The following is a 22,742-nucleotide window of genomic DNA, read 5'->3' on the forward strand; positions in this document are numbered from 1 at the left end:
GTATACGACTGGGGGTGCGGCGATGAACGACGTGATCATCGTGGGAGCGGGACCGACCGGGTTGATGCTGGCCGCGGAGCTGCGTCTGCAGGGTGTGGAAGTGACTGTGCTCGAGCGCGATCCGGTGCCGACACCCGTGGTGCGCTCGCTCGGCATGCATGCGCGCAGCATCGAGATCATGGACTCGCGCGGGCTCCTCGCGCGCTGCCTCGCGGAGGGGCGAAAGTACCCACCGATGGGGTTCTTCGCGGCGGGCTCGGGACCGGAGCCCGCCGAGCTCGACACCGCACACGGATTCGTGCTGGGGCTGCCGCAGCCCGTCACGGACCGCATCCTCGCTGCGCACGCGGTCGAGCAGGGTGCCGAGATCCGCCGTGGCACGGAGGTCGTCGGACTGGCGCAGGACGCGGACGGGGTCACCGTCGAACTCGGCGACGGCACGCGGCTGCGGTCGCGCTACCTGGTCGGGGCCGACGGTGGCCGGTCCACGGTGCGCAAGCTCCTGGGCGTCGGGTTCCCGGGCGAGCCGAGCACCGCGGACACCCTGCTGGCGGAGATCGAGCTCGCCGCGCCGCCGGACGAGATCACCGCCGTGACGGCCGAGGTCCGCAAGACCCAGGTGCGGTTCGGCGTGGGGTCGTTGGGCGACGGGCTGTTCCGGGTCGTGGTGCCCGCGGCCGCCGTCACCGACGACCGGACGGTCGCGCCGACGCTGGACGAGTTGCGGCATCGGCTGATCGCCACCGCGGGTACCGACTTCGGCGCGCACTCGCCGCGTTGGCTGTCGCGCTTCGGGAACTCGACGCGCCTCGCCGAACGCTACCGGGTGGGGCGTGTGCTGCTGGCCGGAGACGCGGCGCACGTCCATCCGCCGATCGGCGGGCAGGGGCTCAACCTGGGTGTCCAGGACGCGTTCAACCTCGGGTGGAAGTTGGCGGCCGAGGTCGCCGGGTGGGCCCCCGCCGCCCTGCTGGACAGCTACCAGGCGGAGCGACGGCCGGTGGCCGTCGCCGTGCTCGACACCACTCGGGCGCATATGGAGCTGGCGTCGGTCGAGCCGGGCGCCCAGGCGGCGCGCCGCCTGGTCACCGAGTTGATGACGCTGCCCGGTGTCGGTCGCTACCTGACCGAGAAGATCGCCGCCCTGAGCGTGCGGTACGACCTCGGTGACGACAACGACCGCGTCGGGCGCCACATGCCCGACGTCGCGCTCGGCCACGGGCGCCTCTACGAGCGGATGCGCACCGGACGCGGGCTGCTCGTAGACACCACGGGGCGGCTCTCGGCCGCGCGGTGGACCGGGCGGGTCGACACCGTCGCCGCCCACGTCGACGCGCTCGGGCATCCGGCGCTGCTACTGCGACCCGACGGCCATGTGGCCTGGGTCGGCGACGCGCAGCGCGAGTTGGACGGGCGACTCGAACGGTGGTTCGGCGCGCCCCGGATCACATGTGCGCGAGGGTCATCCCCGCGGCGGCGATGAGGGCGGCGATCATCGCGCCACGGAGCTGGCGGGGGGCGGCGGCGTGGGCGATCCGCCAGCCGACGACCGCACCGAGCAGCTCCGGCACGCCCACGACGAGGGCCAGCCGCCAGTCGATGTCGCCGCGGGCCGCGTAGCCGACGGCGCCGATGCCGGCGATCGCGATCGACTGCACCTGCGCGGCGGCCAGGGCGCTGAGGACCGGACTCCCGGCGGCGACCAGCAGCGGCACCGTCAGCAACGGGCCGCCGACGCCGAACATCCCGCCCGCGATCGCGACGCCCAGACCGATCGCGAGCAGCAGGCCGAGCGGGTGTCGGCGCTCGTGCTCCGCCTCCGCCTCGCGCCGCGAGCGGAACCAGGAGAGGAAGGCGACGACGACGGCGAAGACCGCGAGCAGGACCCCGAACAGCCAGTGCGGCGCGACCTGGTTGACCGCGATGCCGATCGGCGTGCCGACCACCGCGAAGACCGCGAGAAGCCTTGCAGTTCGGCGTGTCTCGGCATTGTGAAGCTGCCCGGACCGACGGTACGCGAGGCTGCCGACGGCGCCCGTGGCCACGTGGGTGACGATCGCGGTCCCGGCGACCCCGGCTGGCGACAGACCGCCGAGCAGGAACAGGGCGACGGTGGCGAGGACCCCGCCCGGGCCCACCGCCGTGATCCCGATGCCGGCTGCCAGCCCGAACCCGGCGAGCACGAACATCGTCGCGACGCCGCTCATCCGACGGAGTGCGACGGCGGGGCACCCGGACCGGGTGAGCGGTGCAGGACGCTGGTGAAAGACATCCGGTCGCCGCGGATGTGGAGGGTCTCGAGGTCGACGGGGCGCCCGTCTGCGAGGCGCGTGAGGCGGTCGACGGTGAACACCGCATCGCGCGCCGCCAACCCGAGGACGTCGGCCACGTCCGACTCCGCGTTGACCGCGTGTACCGCGACCTCGGAGACGCCGAGCGGCATGCCCACGATCAGCTCGATGAGCTCGAACACGTCCCGGGAGCCCAGGTCCATCGTCACCAGCTCGGCACCGATGTCGGCGGTGAGGTGCGAGCAGTCGACCGAGAGGGGCTCGCCGTCGAGCGTGCGCAGCCGCTCCAGGTACAGCACAGTGGTTCCCGGATCGACGTCCAACCGCCGCGCGACATCCGGCGCGGCGGCCTGCCACGTCAGGCTTCGGACCTCGTTGGTGATGCCGCCCCGGTGGTTCAGTGTCTCCGCCAGCCCGGCGAGTCGATCGAGGCTGTGGGCGAACTTCTGCGCGGCGACCCGGGTCCCGAACCCCGGCCTGCGGACCAGCAGCCCTTCGGCCGCCAGCAGGCGCAGGGCCTCGCGAACAGCGTTCCGCGATGCGCCGTACTCCGTCACCAGGTGGTGCTCGTCGGGCAACGCCCCCGCAGCGAATCGCCCGCCTAGAACATCCTGCCGGATGCGGTCCGCGAGCCGGCGGGCCCGCTCCGAGCGGAGACGTTCCGGCCGTCCGCTCTCGTTCGCCGCCCCGGGGCCCGTCGATGGAGTGCGCACGAGCCGCAATGTTACGCCACTTTTACGCCACCCATTCCGCGCGTCCGCCGCCGCTCCCCGCACGGCCGCCACCGGCACCGAAAAGCGCTGCTCAGCACTCCAGGAAGAACGGGCATACGCTGGCTGAATGGCGGACGACGGCAGGCGGGCCCTCGGGGTGGAAGAGGAGTTCCACCTGATCGACCTCCGAACCCGCCGGCTGACTCCGCGCGCCCCGGAGCTGCTCGAGCTGCTCCCGCACGATGTGTACGTCGAGGAACTGCAGCGGTGCGTGATCGAATCCAACTCGGCCGTCCACCGCGGACTCGACGAACTGCGGGCGGATCTGACCCGCTCGCGCGCCACGCTCTCGGCCGCAGCCGCGGAGCTCGGGATGGGGGTGGCTGCAGCGGGGACGGTGCCGCTCGCGGTCCCGACGGAGCTGCAGGTCACCGAGACTCCCAGGTACCGCCGTATGCTGGCCGACTACCAACTCCTCGCCCGCGAGCAGCTGATCTGCGGAACCCAGGTGCACGTCGACGTCGTCGACCGCGACGAGGCGGTGCAGGTATCCAAACGGGTCGCCGCGTACGTACCGATCATCCTGGCGCTCAGTGTGTCGAGCCCGTTCTGGTCGGACGGCGCCGACACCGGCTACGCCAGCGTTCGGACGCTGGTGTGGCAGCGCTGGCCGACAACGGGGATCTCGGCGCACGTCGACACCGCCGACGAGTACGACGCAGCGATCCACGACCTGATCTCGACGGGCGTCATCTCGGACCCCGGCATGGTGTACTTCGACGTCCGTCCTTCGGCGAAGGTCGACACCCTCGAGCTCCGGGTGTGCGACAGCTGCCCGTCCGTCGACACCATCGCGCTGATCGCCGGGCTCTTCCGCGCGATGGTCGTCCGCGAGGCGGCCTCCATCGCCGCGGGTGAGCCGGGCGTCGTCAGCCATCCGACGCTCGAGCGGGCGGCGCTGTGGCGTGCGGCGCGCTCCGGCCTCGAGGGCGACCTGGTCGACGTGGTGACGGCGACCCCGCGACCCGCCGCGGAGATCGTCCGCTCGCTGGTCGCCGATCTGCGACCGCAGCTCGAGCAGCTCGGCGACTGGGAGACCGTGTACCGGCTGAGCGAGCAGGCGATCCACGACGGCAGCTCAGCGTCCCGGCAGCGGCGGATGCTGCGACGGCGGGGACGGCTCAACGATGTGGTCGACCTCGTCATCGCAGAGACGGCGGGGCGCGTCGTGGCACCCGCCGTCGCCGATTCCGACCCCGGACTACTGCACGGCTACCAGCCGTGGACCCAGCCGGGGGAGCCCAAGACATACGACGAGGCGGTCACCGCGGACGGGCGGGTACAGGGTCCGTATCGCGAGATCGTCGCCGCCACCGCCGAGTTGGGCCCCGTCGAGTTGCGCAAGCGGCAGAGCCTGGTCGAGCGCGAGCAGTCGATCGACGGTGTCACCTTCCGCATCTCGGGTCACGATCGCGCGCAGGTCTTTCCGCTCGATGTGGTGCCACGCGTCTTGAATGCCGCGGAGTGGCAGACGATCTCGTCCGGCGTCGCGCAGCGGGCCCTGGCGCTCAACGCATTCCTGCGGGACGTATACGGCGAGCAGCGGATCGTGGCCGACGGCGTGATCCCGATCGAGGTGCTCGACCGCGCTCCGGGATTCCGCTCCGTGGGCAGCGCGCCCGCGTGGGCGGCGGTGCGCGCGCACGTCTGCGGCGTCGACCTCGTATCCACCGAACCCGGCCGCTTCCTCGTCCTGGAGGACAATCTGCGGGTTCCGTCCGGCGTCAGCTACGCCATCGCCAACCGGCGCCTGATGACGCAGTTCTTTCCGGAGATCCCCAGGCCGGAGGGCCTGCTCGACGTCTCGGAGGCCGTCGGAATGCTGGCCGACACCCTCGCCGCGGCGGCGCCGCCCGCGTGCGTCGGCGTACCGGCGTGCGCGGTACTGACGTCCGGTTGGGACGACAGCGCGTACTTCGAACACAAGATGCTCGCCGACGGTGCCGGGATCCCGCTGCTCCTGACGTCGGATCTGCTGGTGCACGACGGGATCGTCTATCGGGTGGACGGCGAGCACCGCGAACGCATCGACGTCGTCTACGCCCGCATCGACGAGGAGATGCTGATGTCGTCGGTCGGCGCCGACGGCAACACGCTGCGTTCGGGGCTGACGCAGGCGATGCGCAAGGGCACACTGGCCTTCGCCAACTCACTGGGCAACGGTGTGGGGGACGACAAGGCGGTCTACGCGTTCGTGCCCGCGATGATCGAGTACTACCTGGGTGAGACGCCCGGCATCGCGCAGGTCCCCACCTGGCTCTGCGCCGAGCGGAGTCAACGCGACTACGTGCTCGACCACCTGGACGAGCTGGTGGTCAAACCCATCGACGGCTTCGGCGGGATCGGGATCACCATCGGGCCGCACGCGACCGAGGACGAGCTCGCCGCGCGCCGCCGGGAGCTGATCAGCCTGCCGGAACGCTATATCGCCCAGGAGGTCCTCAACATCTCGACCCATCCGACCTTCGACGGCTCCGGACTGTACCCACACCACGTCGACCTGCGGGTCTTCGTGCATCTGCGTAGCGGACCGGATGGGGTGACCGCGCACCCGGTGCCCGCAGCGTTGACCCGAGTCGCTCCCGCGGGGAGCCTGATCGTGAACTCCTCGCGCGGCGGCGGCGGCAAGGACACCTGGATCGTGAGTAGGTAGGAGAGATATGTGCGGCATCTGCGGCGAGATCCGATTCGACGGGCAGGCACCGGACGTCTCGGCCGTCGCCCGGATGACCGACGCCATGGCGGCGCGCGGGCCCGACTCGGCGGGGACGTGGTCGCAGGGGCGCGTGGCGTTCGGGCACCGTCGCCTCTGCATCATCGACCTGTCCGCCCGCGGCTGCCAGCCGATGGTCGATACGGAACTCGGCCTGTCGCTGGTGTTCAACGGCTGCATCTACAACTATCCGGAGCTGCGTAAGGAGTTGCAGGGCAGCGGCTATCGCTTCTTCTCCACCGCCGACAGCGAAGTGATCATCAAGGCGTTCCACCGCTGGGGCGCCGACTGCGTCTCGCACTTCAAGGGCATGTTCGCATTCGTCATCGTCGACACGGACACGGGTGCGGTGACCATGGCCCGCGACCGACTGGGCATCAAGCCGCTGTACTACGCCGATCGGCCGAGCGGTCTGCGGTTCGCCTCGTCGATCCGGGCGCTGCTCGCCGGTGGCCCCGTCGACACCACGATCGACCGCATCGCCCTGCACCACTACCTGAGCTTCCACGCCGTCGTCCCCGCGCCCCACACGATCTACGACGGTGTCCGCAAGCTCGCGCCGGGCACCGTCCGGCGGATCGAACCCGACGGTTCGATCCAGGAACACCACTACTGGACCACGGAGTTCAGTCGTTCCCCGGAGCGAGCGGACTGGTCCGAGCGCGACTGGCAGGACGCCCTGCTCGCATCGCTCGACGCCGCGGTGCGGCGGCGCATGGTCGCGGACGTACCGGTGGGCGTGCTGCTGTCCGGCGGCGTGGACAGCTCCCTGATCGTCGCTCTGCTCGCGCGGGCCGGTCAGCGGGACCTGGCCACGTTCTCGATCGGATTCGATTCGGCCGGAGGTGAATCCGGCGACGAGTACGCCTACTCGGACCTGGTGGCGGACGAGTTCGGCACGAACCACCATAAGATCCACATCGAGACCTCCCGCCTCGTGCCGGCGGTACCCGAGGCGATCGCGGCGATGGGCGAGCCGATGGTCAGCCACGACTGCGTCGCGTTCTACCTGCTGTCCCAGGAGGTCTCGAAATCCATCAAGGTGGTGCAGTCGGGCCAGGGGGCCGACGAGATCCTGGGTGGCTACGACTGGTACCCGCCGCTGGCGGAAGTCCCGCGCGACCGCACCACGGCTGAATACGCGAAGGTCTTCTTCGACCGCAGCCACACCGACATACTCGATCTGCTGCAACCGCGGTACCACCTGCCCTTCGACCCGTCGTTCGAGCTGATCGCCGCGCATCAGAGCGCGGCCGGGGCCGACACCTCCGTCGACGCCGCGCTGCGCACCGACACCCTCATCATGCTGGTCGACGACCCGGTCAAGCGGGTCGACACGATGACGATGGCGTGGGGGCTCGAGGCGCGCGTGCCGTTCCTGGACCACGAGTTCGTCGAGCTTGCGGGCACCTGCCCGCCGGGGCTCAAGCTGTCGGGCGGCGGCAAGGGCGTCCTCAAGGAGGCGAGCCGGTCGCTGCTGCCGGCGGCGATCATCGACCGCACCAAGGGGTATTTCCCCGTCCCCGGGATCCGTCACCTCCACGGGGAGATGCTGGACATGGTGACCGACGCGCTGACCTCGCGGGCGGCGAAGGATCGGGGACTGTTCGAAGTCGCGGCCGTCGACCGGTTGCTGGGCGACCCCAACGGCATCCGGACCACCCTGGGCTCGAACGCGCTGTGGCAGATGGCCCTGCTCGAGATGTGGCTGCAGGACATGGAGGCCTGACCGCGTGTCCGAGAGTTTCCTGTATCGCCGCACCTGGGGCGGCTCGGTCTCACCGGACGGATCGGCGTTCGCCCACATCGTGGACGTGGGCGGCTACCCGCGCGCGGCACAACGCTTCCTGCACTTCACGGAGACGAGCTCGGCGCGCTGGGTCGAGCTGCCGGTGGACGGGCCGGTGGAGAAGATCCTGCACTCGGCCGACGGTCACTGGCTCGCGTGCGAGGTCTCGCCCGGCGGCGGTGAGCACCATCAGGTGTGGGTCGTCACGACCGATCCCGAGGACCGTGCTGCGCGCCGGCTCGGCGAGGGCGACAGCGCCGGGACGATGGAGCTGGTGTGTTGGGACGGGAACCGCGTCGGGGTGTCCGCCACGGGGGCGGACGGGGTGTCCGAGGCCCAGTTGATCGATCCGCAGACGCAGGAGACGACGGTCCTGGACCGCCGGATGGGCGCGCGGCTCGTCGACTCCTGGAACGGCGCGGCCCTGCTGCGCGTGGGCCCGCGCGGATACCGCGAACTACTGCTGATCCGCGACGGCCGGATGCAGCCGCTGCTACCGGCCGACCCGGGCTCGACGACCGACGCCGGGGTGCTCCTCGACTTCGAGCACGGCTGGCGGACGAGCCTGTTCGGCGCTCAGGGCGCGGACGACGGTGTCGTGCAGATGCTGGTGCGCAGCGACTTCGAGTGCGAGAACCACCGGCTGCTGGCCGTCGAGGTCGCCGACGACGGGGTGCGCTACCGGGTGCTGGCCGAACGCGAGTCCGCGACACTCGACGAGTTCGCCGTGTCCAACGACATGTCGACCGTCGCCCTCGTGTGGAACCGCGAGGGCTACAGCGAGACCCAGATCCTCAACCTCACCGACGGTTCGGTGAACCCGCCGGTGCGGCTGCCCGGCCTGGTGGCCCGGGAACTGTCGATGAGCACGGCGGGCTCCGTGCTGACGGTGACCGTCGAGGGCCCCGGCCTGCCGCCCCAGGTACAGCTCGTGGACGTGCGCCGCGCCGAGGTCATTCCACTCGAACCCACCCCGACTGTCGGGCGCGATGCCCCGGCCCCCTCCCTGGAGCGCTTCATCGCGCGCGATGGGCTCGAACTGTCGGGGCTGCTGTACCGGAGCCCGCACGTGCCCGGCGGGGAGCCCGGTCCGACGGTGGTGTATTTCCACGGCGGACCCGAGGCGCAATCCGTCCCCGGCTACAACTCGATGTTCGAGAAACTCCTCGCCGCCGGCTTCCACGTGTTCGCGCCGAACGTACGCGGATCCGGGGGACTCGGTCGCACCTTCTCGCACGCCGACGACCGATACGGGCGCTTCGCCGCGATCGCCGACGCCGCCGACTGCGCCGACTACCTGGTCGACGCGGAGATCGCGGACGCGGACCGCATCGCGTGCAGCGGCCGCAGCTACGGCGGATACCTGACCCTGGCGTCGCTGACGTTCCACCCCGACCGGTACGCGGCCGGTGTGGCGATCTGCGGGATGAGCGACCTGGAGAGCTTCTACCGCAACACCGAGCCGTGGATCGCGGCCGCCGCGTACACCAAATACGGTCACCCCGAACACGATCGCGAGCTGCTCAGGGAGCTGTCGCCGATCCATCACATCGACCGGTTGGTGGCGCCACTGCTCGTGGTCCACGGCGTGCACGACACCAACGTGCCTGTCACCGAGTCGCTCCAGATCGTCGACGCCGTGACCGCGCAGGGCGGCAGCGCGAAGGCCGTGCTGTTCGAGGACGAGGGCCACGCCATCGTCAAGCGCGGCAACAAGGATCGGTTGGCCCGGGAGATGATCGCCTGGCTCGAGGTGTCGTTCGCCGGTTAGCGCCGACGCCGCGGTCAGTGGTGGACGGCCGAGTTCGACGAGGGGGTAGGGACGACGGCGCCTGAGACCCGGTATCAGAGGTCGTATACCCGGCGGGCGTTGCCGACGCCGATCAGCCGCAGTATCCGGCGCGCGTCGGCCTCGCTCCACTCGTCGGCGGCGACCCAGCGACCCATCACCTCGGCCATACCGCGGCGCCAGAGCACGGCCCCGAGGAGATGGAGTTCGGGCAGCCCGAACCCGTCGGACGAGTACAACTGCTTCGCGAACGGGGCCAGCTCGAGCGACTCGGCGATCAGCTGGCGGCTCTGCGCGCCGACGTAGTTCACACCGAGCCCGACATCGAAGTACACGTCGTCGAAGGCCTGCGCTAGGTATCCGGCCTCGCGGTGGTACGGATAGCAGTGCAGGAGCATGATCGCGGTACCGCGCACACCGGGTCGACGCAACAGCGGCAGCAGGAGCATCGGGTTCGTGCGGTGCAGATCGAGATCGCGATCGCCGAGACCGACGTGCACCTGAAGGGGCAGCCGGGTCGCCACCGCGGTGTGCACGACGAACGACTCGAGCACCGGATCGACGAGCCGTGGGACGGCCTCCTCCGAGGCCTGCCACCGGGCGACCGCGGCGCTCACGTCGGCGTCGCTCGGCGGCGTCCAGTCGATGTCGAAGCCCGTGCGGTAGGCGACGACCGTCTTGAAGCCCTTGGCGCGGCCGGCCGCATCGGCGACCGCCGCACGGAAGTCCTCCGGAAAGTCGGACGCGACAGCTCCGGCTCCCGGCCGCGCGGCCAGGAGCGACTCGGCGACTGCCTCCAGGCGCACGATCTCGCTCGTCGCGCCGCCGGATTCAGCGGCCATCTCGGCCGGCCCGGTGATCGCTCGGGTGTTGAATCCGGTGTCCATCACCCAGTGTTCGACTCCGGCGCGCGCGAGCAGCCGGCGGTCGAGCTCCGCGGGGGACAGGGCGGCGCGGGCCGCCCAGTAGTCGTCGGCCGCCGCGTGCCGTTCCAGACCGAGCAGCGGCGCGCACCAGCGGCGGAACGCGAACCCCGGCTGCGAGTCGAACTGGGTCATGAACGACGGGATCGGATCGGGGGAGCCCTCGTTGAACGCCTCCTCGAACGTCGCGCGATCGATCGGGTCCGCGAAGCAACCGTGCACGTGATGGTCGATGAGCGCGAGTTCGGTCGCCTCCTCGGCCAGCCCGTCGGGGATCCCGTCGAGACCGGCGAGCACATCGATGTCACCAACCGGCATAGGGACGTACCTCCTCATCGCTCACGCGGCCGCCGATAGCATCGCTGATCGCGTGGTCGAGGATGTCGGCCGCGCGATCGATCTCCGCATCGGCGATGACGAGCGGCGGGGTGATCTCCAGGACGTTGCCGCCCACGTAGTACACCACGGCGCCCAGTTGCCAGGCCCGGTAGACGACCTTCTGGGCCAGCGTCGGGTCGGGCGTGCCGCTGTCGCGGTCCCGCACCAGTTCGACACCGATCGCGAGCCCGCGACCGCGCACATCGCCGATCCGCTCGGCGGACCGGCCGCCGTCTGCACCGTGGCCGTCGGCGATGCGGCCCAGGAGCGAACGGAACCGGCGACCGGCCGTGTCGGCGCGCGCCGCGAGATCCTCTGTCACGAGCGTGCGCAGCACGGCTCGTCCGGCGGCGGTCGACACCGGGTTACCGGCCGTCGTGAGCAGGGCGGAACCCGCAGGGTGATCCAGGATCGCCGCGGGCCCGACGGTCGCCGAGAGCGGTAACCCGCCGCCGATCGCCTTGCCGAATGTGACGATCTCGGGCACGACACCGTCGTGCTCGAAGGCGTGCAGGGTGCCCGGCCGGGCGAGCCCCATCTTCACCTCGTCGCAGATGAGCGGCACTCCCGCCGCGACACACAGGTCGTGTACCCGCCGGAGGAACCCGTCTGGCGGTACGACAAGTCCGCCGTCGGCCAGGATCGGTTCGACGATGAGGCACGCGGCCCCGCCGCCGGAGCCCCCGGACAGAGCGGCCTCGATGGCGGCCAGTGATGCCGTGACATCGGCCATGAGCCCACCCGGCCCAGGCCGGAACGGATTGGGGTAGGGGACGAACACCACGTCCGGATCGGCGGTGTGTCCGGCATCGACCTGCTGACCAGACACCCCCATGGCCGAGCCCAGACCGCCGTGGTACCCGTGTTCGAACGCCACCACCGTCCGCCGCCCGCTCGCGTTCCGGCAGGCACGCAGAGCGACGTCGTTCGCATCCGAGCCGGCGTGCCCCAAGTACACCCTGCGCTCGCCGCCCCCGGGGACCAGGTCGAGCAGATCCTCGGCGAGCCCGACCGAATCGGGGTGGATCGCCGACAGCCCACCGGATCCGGGCGCGGTGCGGACGGCGGCCGCGACCGCCTCGACCAGCGCGGGGTGGCCATGGCCCAGCCCGGACGCGGTCCACGTGGCGGACAGGTCGACGAGTTCGCGTCCGGCGGGATCATAGAGGACGGCCCCTCGTCCGGAGACGACCTCCAGTGGGAAGAAACGGAGCTTCTCGATCCCGGCGATCGCCCGGGCGTCGCGCTCGAGGAGCGACGTCATCGGGTCCCTTCCTCAGCCGCCGGCACGTGATGGACCGGGTCGAGTTCCTTTCCCAGCCCCGGTAGATCGAGCTCGCGGGCGAGCTGCGCACCCACCCGTCTCGCGATCTTCGACGCTGCGAACGCGAGCACCAGGCCGAGCAGACACCAATACAGTCCGACGAGCCCGTCGGCCGCCGCACCGGTGGAGTCCTTCACGTTGAACCAGATCACGAGTGCGATGACGATCCCGCCGAGCGTCGGTAGCAGCGTGCCCAGGACCCGTCCGCCGCCGCCGTGCATCGGGCGGAAGCGCTGGTGGTTGACGAAGAGAACGGCTGCGACCTCGACCATGAAGTAGGCGATCATCAATGACACCGCCCCGGCCGTGGCGAAGTAGGTGTAGGCGTCGATCGCTGCGCTACCCGTACCGAGGACCGGCCAGCCGGTCGCGGCGCTGACCACAAGCGCGAGCATCGTGAACACGACCACGAGCCGCGTCGAGCGCCGGGGACCGCCCTTCGCGTCGAGCACGCCGAGTGCGGCGGGCCCGAAGCCGTCGCGGGCGAACGCGTACAACATCCGGCCGGACGTCGCGGCCGTCGCCATGTGGCACCCGAACGCCGCGCACGTCGCCGTGAACACCGCGATCACACCGAACCACGTGCCGATGTAGGTGTCGCCGAGGTCGCCGAGGGTGTTACTGGAATTCGCGAACGCCTTCAGCCCCGCCGCGTTCGTGCCGAAACCGATCGTCTGCGCGAACATCACCACGATGAACAGCACGCTGATGAGCAGCAGCGTACCGAACAGTGCACGCGGGATGTTCCGCTTCGGGTCGTTGGTCTCCTCGCCGAGCGAGGCACACGCCTCGAAGCCCGCGTAGGACAGGAATGCCGCGACCACACCCGAGAGCACCGCCGAGACGTTCACTCCGGACAGGCTCAACGTCGAGAAGTCGAAGCCGGTGGGCTTCGCGCCGCCGTGGACGAAGATCGCGACGACGAGCACGATCATGGCGACGATGCCCACGCCCTCGATCGCCAGGAGGACCTTCGCGATCAACGCCACGTCGCGACCGGCCATGAGGAACGACACGACACCGCCGACCACGATCACGGCCGGCCACGGCAACTGGAACGGGTGCGCGACCCCGGGCTGAAGCCCGGCGAGGAGCGCGTTCAGGAACGCCGCGGCCAGCGCCAAGGTGCCGGTGGAGAAGCCGACGTACGCCCCGAGCATCGCGAAGCCGGAGAAGAACCCGGCGCGCGGACCGATCGTTCCGCCGATCAGCCCGTACGCGGAGCCGGCGTGATTGAGGTGCCGGGTGAGTCGCATGAAGCCGTACCCGACCAACGCGACACCGACGGCGCCGATCACGAAGACGAGCGGGATGGACTTGCCGACGCTGCCGGCCAGGCCCTGACCGTTACCGGCCATGGCAAGTGTGGGGCCGACCGTCGCAAGTGACAGCGCGAGCGCCGCCCACAGGGGAAGTTTGCGCTTGGGGGCGGCGGCGTGATCGCTGGGCGGACTGTCTGCCAGATCGTTGCTGGTCATCGGAAGGACTCCTTATGGGCTGATGGCCGTGGTGACGAAGAGAGCGGAGCGGATTCAGCTCCAAGCGAGCCGGAGAGCATCGGTGACGGCCTCGGGGTCGACGTCGCCGAGCGTCGTGAGCTCATGGCGACGGACAGCGACGGCGCCGGCGACGATGTCCGGCCCGAACAGCGCCGCGGCCAGGGGGGACGAGGCGAGGCGGTCGAGTGCCGCGGATGGTTCGGCACCGAGCCGGAGCCGGGCGGACTCAGCGGTCTGTGCCGGGTCGCCGGAGACCTCGGCGGGAAGCGGGAGGGCGCGCTCGATGCCGTCGAGCGCCGAGCCGAGCAACCCGATCGCTGCGAGGTACAGGTTCGCGCTGGGGTCGACGATCTTCAGTTCGATGTTGGCGCCGTGCGGGTTTCCCGACGTGGCTGCCAGGAACCTGAGGGCTGCTTCACGATTCTCCAACCCCCAGCACGCGGCGGCTCCCGACCAGGAACCCGGCTTCAGCCGAAGCGACGACACGACCGAGCCGGCGTACACGGGGAGCAGGGCCGGCAGCGCGTCGAGCACGCCGGCGATGGCCGCTCCGCCCTCTGCGGTGATGCCGTACGGGCCCGAACCGGTGGCGAACAGGTTGTGACCGTCGCGCGCGAGCGAGAGGTGCAGGTGCATCCCGTTCCCCGAGCCGCCGGCGAACGGCAGCGGCGAGAACGACACCGCCACGCCGTGCCGGTCCGCCACCAGCCCGATCAGGACGCGGGCCAGGATCGCGGTGTCGGCCATCGCGACGGGCGGCAGCGGAGCGAGCGACACCTCGAACTGATCGGTGCCGTACTCGGCGTGGATCTGCTCGGCCCCGACGCCGGCATCCTCGAGGGTACGAGCCAGGTCGACCAGGAACGCGCGTCGTGCAACGACGGACCGCATACCGTAGGCGGCCCAGGCGCCCTGGTCGAGACGTGAGCCGTCCGGAGCGACGATGGTGAATTCGAGTTCCACCCCCATCAGCGCCGCGAGACCGGCGCCCACTGCCCGTCGCTCGACACCGATCAGTCGCCCGCGGGCGCAGAGTGCCGAACGGGTGCCGTCCTGCTCGTGATAACTCGTCGGCGCCCACGCCATGCCGTCACCGATCACCCGGAGCGCGCGCACGTCCAGCCGCAACCTCAGGTCGCCCACCACGCCGATCGCCGGGGTGAACGCGATGCCGTTGTCTACGCAGAACACGACCCAGGAGGGTGAGGCACCCATCCCCGTCTCTGCGAAGCTGCGCAGGCGTCGCGTCGGCACCGCCTTGCTGCGGATCACCCCGGCGAAATCGAGCGCGGTGCCGACCACGAGCGAGACGCCTCCGCGCTCGAGCTCCCGCGCAGCGACCTCGAGGCCATCCGGATCGCCGGGCTTCCCGTCCATATGCGTCTGCCTATCGGTCGTGTTGCACATCGGTGTGACCCCATCATCCGGTATGAATGTTTCATCAGTATCAAATTCTTCGATATTGTTATAGATATTTCATCCACGCCAGGGGGTCACCATGTGTCGACTGTTCGCCTACGTCGCACCGGACGTCTCAGCCGCGGATCGCGAACTCGGCGAGGCGGGCATCGAAAGTCTGCTCTCGCTCGCCCGCTTGCATGGCGACGGTTGGGGCTGGGCCGGTGTGGACCGCTTCGGCGACGCACCGGACGTACGCAAATCGTCCCGGTCGGCGGCCGTCGACCCCGAGTTCCGCGCGATGCTCGCCGTGCCGGGCCGAGCCGCGATGGTGCATCTGCGCTGGGCGACCATGGGCCTGCCGGTCCAACCCTGCAACGCCCACCCGTTCCGGGTCGGCGAGGTCGCCTTCGAACACAACGGGTCGCTGAAGCCGATCGAGCGGATCCGCTCGATGCTGTCGCCCGAGACGCTCGCGTCGATGACCGGGGACACCGACAGCGAGATGTACTTCGCGCTCATCCGGGAGCAACTCGCCGCGGGGCTCACGCTGCCGGAGGCGACGCTCCGGGTCGTGCGCCGCCTGCGCTCCGCGTTCCCGCTTTCGAGCCTGAACGCCGTCCTGCTCGACCGGGAACGGCTGGTCGTCGTGCACGCCAGCGCGCGCAGCTCGCTGGCAGCCGACGACCTCGAGACGATCGCCGAGATCGACGGCCTCCCCGAGGAGCACAACGACGACTACTTCGCGATGCGGTGGCGGCACGAGCCGGACGGCACGGTGTTGGTCGGCTCCACGGGGGTGGCCAGCGCCGATTGGGAGGCGCTACCGGCCGAGTCGGTGACCACCGTCGGCCTCGACGACCGGACGTGGCACACGGAACAGCTCGACGCGGATCACCCGATGCCGGGGCAACAACTGACACACTGACGTCCATGGACGACACTGCCCCGACCGAGGAGAGCGTGCACGTGGTCTCCGAGCGCGTCGCCGATGCGCTGCCGGCGTTGAGTCGGGCCGAGCGTCAGGTCGGCCGCGTGCTGTTGGCCGACTATCCGAGCGCCGGCTTGTCGACGACGGCCGCACTCGCACAGCAGGCCGGCGTGAGCCCGCCTACCGTGCTGCGATTCGCACAGAGTCTGGGATTCGCCGGCTTCACCGAGTTGCAACGCGCTCTCCGTGAGGAGCTGACGCGGCACTCGTCAGGCCCGCTCATCCGGCTCGGTGCACCGGCCGGAGACGGCACCGCGCGCCAGCTGATCGTCCGCGACGGCACCGCACAGGCCGAACGCGCGCTCGAATCCCTCGCCCGAATCCCCGATTCGTCGTATGAGGCTGCCATCGACCTTCTCACGGACCTGGGGCGGCGGATCGTGCTCACCGGTGGTCGATTCACCTACCTCGGTGCGTATCACCTGGGCCTACACCTCGAACAGCTGCGGCCCGGGGTGCGGATGTTCAACGACCCGGGCGGGCGCGACCTCGGTGCGGTCATCGAACTGTCCCATCGAGACGTCCTCGTACTGTTCGACTTCCACCGGTATCAGCGCAGCGCCCAGGAACTCGCCGCCGCCGCGACGCGGCGTGGCGCGACTCTGCTGCTCGTCACGGACAGTCTCGACTGCCCGGTCGCGCCCCGGGCCGACGTCGTGCTCGACGTGACCAGTGCGACCGACCATCCGTTCCAGAGCGACACCGCGGCGTTCATGCTGACCGAGCAACTGCTCAACGTGGTTCTCGAGCGACTCGGAGAGCCCGCCTACACCCGCCTGGCCCTGTGGGACCGCCTGCGCGAACACGAGCTCCTGCCCTAGACGCAACGCCGCGCGGTCAAGCGTGTGTTCTGGTGTTCGAGGGCCAGGGTCGGCTGTGTGCTTCCTGTCGCGGGGTCGATGTCGCTGGGGGATCGGTGTCGCGGTTGCTCGCGCTGAGTTCGGGGACACGCGGGTGTGTCAGGTGGATCGGTGCGGGTAACCGCGCTGCCCGCCGGTGGAGGAGGGATCCGCCGCGGACAGGTGACCGGCTCTAGCCGCGCAGCCGTTCAGCCAGTCGGCCCAGCGTCGGCTCGTCCCGCACCCCGGAGAACAGCAGCGTGGTGACCGGGCTGTCGCGCCAGCGGTCGAGCCGCTCGACGATCCGGTCGAGCGGGCCGATCAGGGCGATGGCGTCGACGAGTTCGTCGGGCACGGCCGCGATCGCCTCCGCGCGGCGCCCGGCCAGAAACAGCTCCTGCACCTGGGCGGCGTCGGCGGCGTAGCCGAGCCGGCCGATCAGGTCGAGGTGGAAGTTCTTCTCCCGCGCCCCCATCCCGCCGATGTAGAAGGCGAGTGGGACCTTCGCCACCGTCATCGCCTCGGCCAGATCGTCCCGGACCACCACCGACACCGTCGCCGCGATGTCGAAGCCGGCGGGGCGACCCGCGAGCGACGCACCGAACGTCTCGTCCAGCCGCTCCGGGTCGACGAACAGCGGCAGCCAGCCGTCCGCGATCTCGGCGGCCAGCGCCACGTTCCTCGGCCCCTCCGCCCCGAGCAGGATCGGGATGCGGTCACGGATCGGTGTGACGATCGACTTGAGCGGCTTGCCGAGGCGGGTGCCGCCCGGGTACGGGAGCGGATAGTGTGGGCCGGCGCTGGTGACCGGCGCCTCGCGGGCGATCACCTTCCGGACGATGTCGACGTACTCACGCGTGCGCGCGAGGGGTTTGGGGAACGGCGCACCGTACCAGCCCTCCGCGACCTGCGGGCCGGATGCGCCGAGCCCCAACACGAACCGGCCGCCCGAGAGGCCGTCGATCGTGAGCGCGTGCATCGCGGTCGCGGCGGGCGACCTGGCCGGGATCTGGGCGACGGCGGTGCCGAGCTTGATCCGGCTGGTGCGGGCGCCGTACCAGGCCAACGCCCCGAACGCATCGGAGCCGTACGCCTCCGCGGTGAACACGATGTCGTAGCCCAGCCGCTCGGCGGCGAGCACGGTCTCGGTGTGGTCCTCGGGACCGCGGGTCCAGTACCCGAGGTTGAGTCCGATCGCGGGGCGGTCCACCATGCCCCCATGGTAGAACACGTTCTATCAGCAGGTGACGGGATCGGCGGATCCAGCACGTCAAGAGCTAGAACGCGTTACTGTTCAGGCATGGCATCACCCAGCGTCGCGCGCTCCACCATGCCCGCCACGATCACCCCGGAGCTGATCTCCCGCCTGACCGGCACCGTCGTCACGGACGGCACGCGTGCCCCCCACCGGCTGCTCGAGGTGTTCACCGGCGCGGACATCGGGGAGCTGCCCCAGTCGACGCCCACCGACGTCGCGCGCGCGTTCACGACCGCCCGCGAGGCGCAGCGGGAGTGGGCCGCCTGGCCGCTCGACCGTCGACTCGCGGTGTTCGAGCGCGCACACGCATCGATCCTCGCCGAGCACGACCTCATCGCCGACCTGATCCAGGTGGGCTCCGGCAAGAACCGGCGGATGGCGTTCGAGGAGTCGTGCGATGTGCCGATGGTGATCAGCCACTACCTCAAGACCGCGCGCCGACTGCTGCGACCGGTCCGTCGGGGCGGGCCCGTACCGGTGCTCAGCAGTGCGACCGAGGTACACCGCCCCAAGGGCGTGATCGGCGTGATCGCGCCCTGGAACTTCCCTTTCGCGATGGCACTGTCGGACGCGACGCCCGCCCTGATCGCGGGCAACGGCGTCGTGCTCAAGCCGGACAACAAGACCGCGCTCGCGGCGCTGTACGGCGTCGAGCTGCTGCGGCGGGCCGGCCTGCCGGACGGGTTGTTCCAGGTGGTGTGCGGCGACGGGCCCGACGTGGGTCCGGCGTTGATCGACGCGAGCGACTTCGTGATGTTCACCGGCTCGTCCGCCACCGGCCGGACCGTGGGGGAGCGGGCCGGCCGCAACCTGATCGGCTGCAGCCTCGAGTTGGGCGGCAAGAACCCGATGATCGTCCTCGACGACGTCGACCTCGACGAGGCCATCCCCACGGCGATGTTCTCGGTGTTCGCCAACGCGGGGCAGGCGTGCATGCACATCGAGCGGATGTACGTGCAGGACAGGGTGTTCGACGAGTTCACCCGTAGGTTCGTCGCCGCCGCCGAGTCGCTGCGGGTGGCGGCCGGCTACGACTACCGGTCGGAGATGGGCTCGCTCGCATCGCCGCAGCAGCTGGCGCGGGTGGCCGCGCACGTCGACGACGCGGTCGCCAAGGGAGCGACGGTGCTGTGCGGCGGGCGGTCGCTGCCGGAGATCGGGCCCGCGTTCTACGCGCCGACGGTCCTGACGGGGGTCACCCCGGACATGCTGCACGCCACCGCGGAGACGTTCGGACCGGTGGTCTCGCTGCTGCGGTTCGACGGTGACGACGAGGCCGTGCGCGCAGCCAACGACACGGGCTACGGGCTCAACGCCAGCATCCTCGGGTCGGACCTGAAGCGCTGCAGGCGGATCGGCGATCGGCTCGAGGCCGGCAACATCAACATCGGCGACGGCTTCGCCGCGTCGTTCTCGAGCAAGGGGACACCGTCGGGCGGCTGGAAGGCGTCCGGCGTGGGCGTCCGGCACGGCGACGCCGGGCTGCTCAAGTACACCGACACCGCCAACGTCGCGGTGCTGCGCAAGCAGCTGCTGCTGCCGCGCCCGGGCGTGCGGTACGAGCAGCACGTCGCGCAGACGGTGCAGACGCTGCGCTGGATGCGCAGGCTACGGATCCGCTGACGGGGCCGGCTCGTCCGGGTCTGCTGCCTCCGCCGGGTCGTCGGCGGCCCCGAGCGCCAGGTACAGGGGACGCAGCACATCGACCAGCGAGGCGCCGCGGACGGTGACGTCGACGCCCGGGAGCTGATCGAGCAGGGCGGTGGGCACGGCGACCGACGCCGCGGGCAGGTGCACCGGGGCCACGCGCTCGTAGAAGCGGTCGAGCAGATCCTCCAGCGGTGTGGCTCGGTCGGCGGCCTCCGCCTCGTCGACGCCGCCTCGTGCGGCACGGACGTTGTCCAGCAGGTCCTCCCGCTCGCGGCCGCGCCAGGCGAGGATCGCGAACGGGTCGTCGTCGAACGCCTCGGCGAGCAGGTAGAACACCGCGGCCAGGTGCTTGCACGGCACCGCGAAGTCGGGGCATGAGCAGTCCAGCGTCAGGTCGTTCGCCCGCGCGGGGAACAGCGACAGCCCCACGGCGGCGAACAGCTCCTCGATGTCGTCGGGCATCTCCCCGGCCAGGAGCTTGGCCGCGTACCAGGCGTTCTCGGCGAGGTGCTGCTCCACCCGCCGCCACTGCTCCTTGCCGAACGCGGCGATGCCGATCCGGACGCGATACGGGCGGGCGCGGCTGCCCTGCACCGCGGCATCGACGGCGCCCGGCGCGATGTCGAGCGAGACCACCTGGCCCTTGCGTGCGTAGGCCTTGCCGCGCTGCAGCCGGGACCCCATTCCCATGCCCTCGAGCACGGCGATGAACCGCTCCGACCACCAGGTCTGCGAGATGGCGCCGCGTCTGCTCCGCGCCGCCAGCCCGCCCTGCACCGCGCGCGGCTTCGACGCCGGCGGATACCAACCGCCGCCTCGACTCGGGCTCACAGGGCCACCTCCTGCGCGTCGTCGACGGCCTCCGTCGAGAGTGCGAACACGGACCGCAGGTCGGCGGTGGACAGTTCGGTGAGCCAGCCCTCGCCGTCCCCCACTACGAGATCGGCGAGCGCCTGCTTGTCCCGGATCATCTCGTCGATCCGCTCCTCGAGCGTGCCGGTGCACACGAACTTGTGCACCTGGACCGTCTTGCGTTGGCCGATACGGAACGCCCGGTCCGTCGCCTGGTTCTCGACCGCGGGGTTCCACCAGCGATCCAGGTGCACCACATGATTCGCCGCGGTCAGGGTGAGGCCGGTGCCGCCGGCCTTGAGCGACAGCAGGAAGATCGGCGGCCCCTCGCCGCTCTGGAACCGCGCGACCATCTCGTCGCGCGCCTTCTTCGCGGTACCGCCGTGCAGATAGGCGACGTCGACGCCGAACCGCGCGGACAGGTGCGGCACCAGCATCTCGGCGAACTCGGTGAACTGCGTGAAGCACAGGACCCTGTCGCCCTCGGCGAGGACCTCCTCCAGGATCTCCTCGAGCCGCGTCACCTTGCCGGATCGGCCCGCCACCGTCGAGCGGTCGTGCAGCACCTGTGCGGGGTGATTGCACACCTGCTTGAGCTTGGCCATCGCCGCCAGGACGTTGCCGCGCCGCTCGATCCCGTCGGAATCCTCGATGCGCGCCATCATCTCGTCGACCACCGCCTGGTACAGGGACGCCTGCTCCACGGTGAGCCGGCACCGCTGCACCGTCTCGATCTTCTCCGGGAGGTCGTCGATGATGGTGGGGTCGGTCTTGAGGCGGCGCAGGATGTACGGGCGGGTCACGCGCACCAGGCGCTGCGCCGGTTCCGCCGCACCGTGCCGCTCGATGGGTACGGAGTACCGGGCCTTGAACAACTCCCGCGAGCCGAGGATCCCCGGGTTGAGGAAGTCCATGATCGACCACAGCTCGGCGAGCCGGTTCTCGACCGGGGTGCCGGTGAGCGCCACGCGATGGTGCGCGCGCAGCCGGCGCATCGCCGTCGCGGCCTTCGACAGGCTGTTCTTGATGGCCTGCGCCTCGTCGAGTACCACTCGCTTCCAGTCGATCTCGCTGAATTCGGCGATGTCGCGGGTGGCGGTGGAATAGGTGGTGACCACGACGTCCGACTCGGCGATCACGGCCCGCAGGGCGTCGCCGCGCGGCCGAGCCGGCCCGTGGTGGGCGTACACGCGCAGGCCGGGGGCGAACCTGGCCGCCTCCCGCTGCCAGTTGCCGACCAGGGACATCGGGCACACGAGCAGCGTGGGTCCGGCCGCCGGCTCGCGAGCGCGTTCGGTGGCCTCGAGCGCCAGCAACTGCACCGTCTTCCCCAGGCCCATGTCGTCGGCGAGGCAGCTGCCGAGCCCGAGCTGCGACAGGAACACCAGCCAGGACAGGCCCCGGCGCTGATAGGGCCGCAGGGTGGCGGTGAATCCGGCGGGCGGGTCCAGCAGGGCCAGGGTCTGCGGCGCGGCGCCGGACAGCAGGTCGCCGAGAGCCCCGTCGGCCTGGACGGTCGTGACGTCGAGCCCCGAATCGAGGCCGGCGTCGGTGCCGGCGGCCGCAGCCAGGGCCGCCACCTCGCCGACGGTGCGCCGCCCGGGCGGGGTGCGGGCGAGGAACTCGAGCCCGCGACGCAATTGCTCCCGATCCACGGCCACCCACTGCCCGCGCAACCGGATCAGCGGCGCCTTGGTCTCGGCCAGCGCCGCGACCTCCTCATCGGTCAACGTGTCGTCGCCCACGGCGAGGCCCCACTGGAAGTCGACGAGGTGATCACGCCCGAACCGGCTCTCGCTCTGCACCACCCCGTCCACGGACGTCCCGCCGGATGCCTTGGCGGCCAGCCCGATCCGGCTGCGTCTGTTCCACCAGGAGGGCAGCTGCACCGCGAAACCGGCATCGTCGAGCAGGGGCGCCACCTCGATCAGGAACCGGTACGCACCGTCCAGGTCGAGGTCGATGCCGCTCGGCCGGGCCGTGCGCAGGCCGGCGGCCAGCTCGGGATAGATGCGGCTCGCCCGGCCCAGCTCGCCGAGCAGCAACTCCTGCGGCGACGCCAGCCACCGTCGCAGCCCGCCGTCGGCGTCCCAGACCTGCTCGGCGGGGACCTGCAGGCTCAGGTCCGCCGTCGACTGCAGCAGGAAGTCCAGCCGCCACGGCGCCGCCTCGTCGGGGGCCTCGTCCTCCGCGGCGGAGAGCCGGAACACCGCGCGGGCGGGCCCGACGAACCCCGCACCGACGTCGTCCCCGGCTCGCAGGGCAGCGGCGAGCG

16 protein-coding genes are annotated in these 22,742 nt (G+C 70.8%); 7 read left to right on the forward strand and 9 right to left on the reverse strand.

Going from position 1 to position 22,742, the window contains the following annotated elements:
- Positions 1–22 precede the first annotated feature (22 nt).
- On the forward strand, positions 23–1,483 hold the full coding sequence (locus ABD908_RS14080; protein ID WP_344996817.1) for an FAD-dependent oxidoreductase: 1,461 nt from the start codon (positions 23–25) through the stop codon (positions 1,481–1,483).
- Here ABD908_RS14080 and ABD908_RS14085 read toward each other — a convergent pair.
- Both ABD908_RS14085 and ABD908_RS14090 read right to left on the reverse strand, forming a co-directional pair.
- A complete protein-coding gene (locus tag ABD908_RS14085) occupies positions 1,446–2,207 on the reverse strand; it encodes a sulfite exporter TauE/SafE family protein (RefSeq protein ID WP_344996820.1) in 762 nt (253 codons plus the stop codon). The two genes, ABD908_RS14080 and ABD908_RS14085, sit on opposite strands and share 38 nt — an antisense overlap.
- Positions 2,204–3,004 carry a GntR family transcriptional regulator gene (locus tag ABD908_RS14090; RefSeq protein WP_344996823.1) on the reverse strand — a complete coding sequence of 267 codons (801 nt, stop codon included), beginning with the start codon at positions 3,002–3,004 and terminating at the stop codon, positions 2,204–2,206. Before ABD908_RS14090 ends, ABD908_RS14085 begins: the two co-directional genes overlap by 4 nt.
- Positions 3,005–3,131: 127 nt before the next feature.
- Between ABD908_RS14090 and ABD908_RS14095 the strand changes: the two genes are divergently transcribed.
- The 3 genes from ABD908_RS14095 to ABD908_RS14105 are packed head-to-tail and all read left to right on the forward strand — an operon-like array spanning position 3,132 to position 9,337.
- The gene (locus ABD908_RS14095) at positions 3,132–5,717 is read left to right on the forward strand and encodes a glutamate--cysteine ligase (protein ID WP_344996826.1); all 2,586 of its coding nucleotides are present in this window, start codon (positions 3,132–3,134) and stop codon (positions 5,715–5,717) included.
- A gap of 7 nt (positions 5,718–5,724) precedes the next feature.
- Positions 5,725–7,506: an N-acetylglutaminylglutamine amidotransferase gene (locus tag ABD908_RS14100; RefSeq protein ID WP_344996829.1), complete on the forward strand. Its 1,782-nt coding sequence runs from the start codon at positions 5,725–5,727 to the stop codon at positions 7,504–7,506.
- A 4-nt stretch (positions 7,507–7,510) separates the two neighbouring features.
- Positions 7,511–9,337: a S9 family peptidase gene (locus ABD908_RS14105; protein ID WP_344996832.1), complete on the forward strand. Its 1,827-nt coding sequence runs from the start codon at positions 7,511–7,513 to the stop codon at positions 9,335–9,337.
- A gap of 74 nt (positions 9,338–9,411) precedes the next feature.
- Here ABD908_RS14105 and ABD908_RS14110 read toward each other — a convergent pair whose 3' ends face one another.
- Genes ABD908_RS14110 through ABD908_RS14125 form a run of 4 tightly spaced genes read right to left on the reverse strand, consistent with a single transcriptional unit; the run spans position 9,412 to position 14,856 of the window.
- Positions 9,412–10,596 (reverse strand): amidohydrolase family protein, encoded by a 1,185-nt coding sequence (locus ABD908_RS14110; RefSeq protein WP_344996835.1) that lies wholly within the window; start codon positions 10,594–10,596, stop codon positions 9,412–9,414.
- Entirely contained in the window at positions 10,583–11,920 is a 1,338-nt protein-coding gene (locus ABD908_RS14115; RefSeq protein ID WP_344996837.1) for an aspartate aminotransferase family protein, read from the reverse strand. Before ABD908_RS14115 ends, ABD908_RS14110 begins: the two co-directional genes overlap by 14 nt.
- Positions 11,917–13,458, reverse strand: coding sequence for an APC family permease (locus ABD908_RS14120; protein ID WP_344996840.1), 1,542 nt, complete (start codon positions 13,456–13,458; stop codon positions 11,917–11,919). The genes ABD908_RS14115 and ABD908_RS14120 overlap by 4 nt, the downstream gene beginning before the upstream one ends.
- 54 nt (positions 13,459–13,512) lie before the next feature.
- Positions 13,513–14,856 carry a type I glutamate--ammonia ligase gene (locus tag ABD908_RS14125; RefSeq protein WP_344996843.1) on the reverse strand — a complete coding sequence of 448 codons (1,344 nt, stop codon included), beginning with the start codon at positions 14,854–14,856 and terminating at the stop codon, positions 13,513–13,515.
- Between the two features lie 121 nt (positions 14,857–14,977).
- On the opposite strand from ABD908_RS14125, the gene ABD908_RS14130 reads away from it, so the two are divergent.
- Complete coding sequence (locus ABD908_RS14130) at positions 14,978–15,805, forward strand: class II glutamine amidotransferase (protein ID WP_344996846.1); 828 nt, start codon at positions 14,978–14,980, stop codon at positions 15,803–15,805.
- Between the two features lie 5 nt (positions 15,806–15,810).
- Positions 15,811–16,689, forward strand: coding sequence for a MurR/RpiR family transcriptional regulator (locus tag ABD908_RS14135; RefSeq protein WP_344996849.1), 879 nt, complete (start codon positions 15,811–15,813; stop codon positions 16,687–16,689).
- A gap of 211 nt (positions 16,690–16,900) precedes the next feature.
- Here the strand turns inward: ABD908_RS14135 and ABD908_RS14140 are convergent, their stop codons facing one another.
- Positions 16,901–17,920 carry an LLM class F420-dependent oxidoreductase gene (locus tag ABD908_RS14140; protein WP_344996852.1) on the reverse strand — a complete coding sequence of 340 codons (1,020 nt, stop codon included), beginning with the start codon at positions 17,918–17,920 and terminating at the stop codon, positions 16,901–16,903.
- A gap of 87 nt (positions 17,921–18,007) precedes the next feature.
- Here ABD908_RS14140 and ABD908_RS14145 point away from each other — a divergent pair, with 87 nt between their 5' ends.
- A complete protein-coding gene (locus ABD908_RS14145; RefSeq protein ID WP_344996856.1) occupies positions 18,008–19,588 on the forward strand; it encodes a succinic semialdehyde dehydrogenase in 1,581 nt (526 codons plus the stop codon).
- On the opposite strand, the gene ABD908_RS14150 is transcribed toward ABD908_RS14145, so the two are convergent.
- Both ABD908_RS14150 and ABD908_RS14155 read right to left on the reverse strand, forming a co-directional pair.
- Positions 19,574–20,446, reverse strand: a complete 873-nt coding sequence (locus tag ABD908_RS14150; RefSeq protein WP_344996859.1) for an SWIM zinc finger family protein — start codon at positions 20,444–20,446, stop codon at positions 19,574–19,576. The genes ABD908_RS14145 and ABD908_RS14150 overlap by 15 nt on opposite strands.
- The coding region (locus ABD908_RS14155; RefSeq protein WP_344996862.1) for a DEAD/DEAH box helicase at positions 20,443–22,742 on the reverse strand (2,300 nt) is incomplete at its 5' end. The genes ABD908_RS14155 and ABD908_RS14150, both read right to left, overlap by 4 nt.

Origin of the sequence: Tsukamurella soli, assembly GCF_039541155.1 — a bacterium.
Taxonomy (GTDB): domain Bacteria; phylum Actinomycetota; class Actinomycetes; order Mycobacteriales; family Mycobacteriaceae; genus Tsukamurella; species Tsukamurella soli.

Coding starts and splice junctions, on each gene's coding strand:
- ABD908_RS14080 (WP_344996817.1), top strand. CDS start 23: ATGAACGACGTGATCATCGTGGGAGCGGGACCGACCGGGTTGATGCTG.
- ABD908_RS14085 (WP_344996820.1), bottom strand. CDS start 2,207: ATGAGCGGCGTCGCGACGATGTTCGTGCTCGCCGGGTTCGGGCTGGCA.
- ABD908_RS14095 (WP_344996826.1), top strand. CDS start 3,132: ATGGCGGACGACGGCAGGCGGGCCCTCGGGGTGGAAGAGGAGTTCCAC.
- ABD908_RS14100 (WP_344996829.1), top strand. CDS start 5,725: ATGTGCGGCATCTGCGGCGAGATCCGATTCGACGGGCAGGCACCGGAC.
- ABD908_RS14110 (WP_344996835.1), bottom strand. CDS start 10,596: ATGCCGGTTGGTGACATCGATGTGCTCGCCGGTCTCGACGGGATCCCC.
- ABD908_RS14115 (WP_344996837.1), bottom strand. CDS start 11,920: ATGACGTCGCTCCTCGAGCGCGACGCCCGGGCGATCGCCGGGATCGAG.
- ABD908_RS14120 (WP_344996840.1), bottom strand. CDS start 13,458: ATGACCAGCAACGATCTGGCAGACAGTCCGCCCAGCGATCACGCCGCC.
- ABD908_RS14125 (WP_344996843.1), bottom strand. CDS start 14,856: ATGGACGGGAAGCCCGGCGATCCGGATGGCCTCGAGGTCGCTGCGCGG.
- ABD908_RS14130 (WP_344996846.1), top strand. CDS start 14,978: ATGTGTCGACTGTTCGCCTACGTCGCACCGGACGTCTCAGCCGCGGAT.
- ABD908_RS14135 (WP_344996849.1), top strand. CDS start 15,811: ATGGACGACACTGCCCCGACCGAGGAGAGCGTGCACGTGGTCTCCGAG.
- ABD908_RS14140 (WP_344996852.1), bottom strand. CDS start 17,920: ATGGTGGACCGCCCCGCGATCGGACTCAACCTCGGGTACTGGACCCGC.
- ABD908_RS14145 (WP_344996856.1), top strand. CDS start 18,008: ATGGCATCACCCAGCGTCGCGCGCTCCACCATGCCCGCCACGATCACC.